This is a genomic window from bacterium (assembly GCA_035703895.1).
In the GTDB taxonomy this organism is placed as follows: Bacteria; Sysuimicrobiota; Sysuimicrobiia; order Sysuimicrobiales; family Segetimicrobiaceae; genus Segetimicrobium.
Genome location: DASSXJ010000239.1, coordinates 1 through 2,078, shown reverse-complemented (window position 1 = coordinate 2,078; position 2,078 = coordinate 1). Strand labels below are relative to the sequence as shown.

Genomic DNA, 2,078 nt, shown 5'->3' with positions numbered 1-2,078 from the left:
GCCTTTGTCTTGGTACAGCTTTTCGACCGCGCGCACTCCGTTGCGCATCGTCACGGTGTTGAGGACGGCCCCGGTCTGCACGCTGAGAGCCTTCAGGATATCGTCGGTCGCAACCACGGTGTTGCCTTTGACCTCGATCTTATCGACGACGGGGTTCTCGACGACGACGAAGACGACGCGGACGCCGTCGGGGACGTTTTCCAGCCGGACCACGGCGTCCTGGAACACCCCGAGGTTCAAAATGGACTGGACGTCATTGCGGAGCTTCTCCTCGTTGAGGGGATCTGCCACCATGGTCGACACGACCGCCAGGATCTGATCGACGGGGATCTTGTCGTTACCCCGGATGACGACCTCAGCCACCTTTTGCGGCGGCAGCGTCGGGGGCGGCGTGCCGGGCTGCGGAACAAACGGGCTCGGCGGCGTGATCGATGGGGCGGGCGGCGGGGCCGGAGGCTGGATCGGCGGCTGCCCTGGCGGAGTGGATGGCTGCTGGGCCGGTGGAGTGGATGGTTGCTGGGCCGGCTGCCCCGGCGCCGTGGACGGCGGCTGCCCTGGGGGGGTGGAGGGGCCGGTCTGGGCCGGCGTTTGTGCCGGAGGCGCGGACGGTGGCTGTTGGGTCGAACTGGGCTGTGCCCACAGCCCACTGAGGGTGGCGCCGGCAAGCAAGAGTATCCAGGCTACGCCGTACGCGAGGGCACGCAACGTCCGTGTCCAGGGATCGATCATTCCCCCTCCTTCCCTGCCCGACGGGCCTCTACCGATCTGGGCAACGCGAGATCAGAGATGAACCGGGTTTGCGCTCACATGAAAGCTTCTTGCACCGGCTCGCACCGCGCAAGCAAACCTGGGCTAGCGGAACGTCACGAGCGCGGGACCGTCAATACTGTTGAGCTGTGGATCTCCCAGAACCCCCTCGACGCTCCCCGGACCAGTCGGGCCACCCGGCCGGATCCCGGCGGGGACCCCGACAAATGGCAGGACTTGACCGCTCTCGAACCGCAGAACCCCGTTGTGCCCCGCCGCGACAGGAACGGCTCGGACCACTGTGGGGGACGTCGCCACGGGACCGAAGGCAGGTGGCTTCACCAACGCGTACCCGGCCATGACGACCCCGGCTGCCGCGAGCGCTCCGAGGATCGCCCACCCCGGCGCCGCGGCACGGCGGCGCGGGATCCCAGCCGTCACCCCTCCCGACTCGCGGGCCCGGCGAATCTCGGCCTCGGCGAGGAGCAGCCGCAACAGCACCTGGCGCCCATCTCCTCGGGCGTAATCAGCCCGAGCCTTTCGGAGCCACTCCTCAGCGTGGCGGATGTGGGCGAGAATCCGGCTTGATGTGTCCACGCCGCTCACCCCGCAGCACGCGCGCCCTGCGAGGGCGGCAGCAAGGATGCCTGGATCCGATGCACCGCCTGCTTTTGCAGGCGGTAGAGGTGCGAAAGACTGATCCGAAGTTCGTCGGCGATGCGCCTGGGCTCCTCCTCTTTGGCGATCATGGCGCGGACAATCCGCTGTTCGCGATCGGGCAATCGCTCGATCACCGCCACGATCTGCTCCACGAGCAGGGCGTCCTCGACCCCGGCCAGGCGGTCCGCCGCGCCCAGGTCCGGAACCCGCTCGATCAGGACCTCGTCCTCCCCCTCACCGGCGGCGGACGCGCGCGACCGCTCACGGTGCAGCGCGTTGAGGATTCGCCCACGGATCCGGTACGTCGCAAAGGTGCTGAAACGCACCCCACGATCGGGATCGTACCGCTCCACCGCCTCGATGAGGCCCACCGTCCCCTCCTGGATCATGTCCATGACGATCGCCTCGCGAAGACGGAGCTGCATCGCCACCTTGAACACGAGCGGCTGGTACGCTTCGATGAGACGGGCGCGGCTGCGGGCATGGCCGCGGCGCTTGAACGCCCGCCACAACCGCGCCTCCTCATCGGGCCGCAGCAGCGAAACCTTTTGCAGTTCACGCAAATACTCGGCAAACATCATACACGCTCCACCCTACAATATCCACGGTGGCGGGGAGATCCTCTCCTGCAACCCCTCACCCCTCAGAACGGGAACCGGGTGATCACGAAT

The 2,078-nt window shown here is 67.4% G+C and carries 3 protein-coding genes; all 3 read right to left on the bottom strand.

Annotation, left to right across the window (positions count from 1 at the left end):
• Nucleotides 1-729, bottom strand: a 729-nt coding sequence (locus VFP86_15995; GenBank protein ID HET9001140.1) for a POTRA domain-containing protein, incomplete at its 3' end; no start/stop codon positions are given.
• Between the two features lie 123 nt (nt 730-852).
• Nucleotides 853-1,344, bottom strand: a complete 492-nt coding sequence (locus tag VFP86_15990; protein ID HET9001139.1) for a hypothetical protein — start codon at nt 1,342-1,344, stop codon at nt 853-855.
• Between the two features lie 5 nt (nt 1,345-1,349).
• On the bottom strand, nt 1,350-1,988 hold the full coding sequence (locus VFP86_15985) for a sigma-70 family RNA polymerase sigma factor (protein HET9001138.1): 639 nt from the start codon (nt 1,986-1,988) through the stop codon (nt 1,350-1,352).
• Between the last annotated feature and the right edge of the window lie 90 nt (nt 1,989-2,078).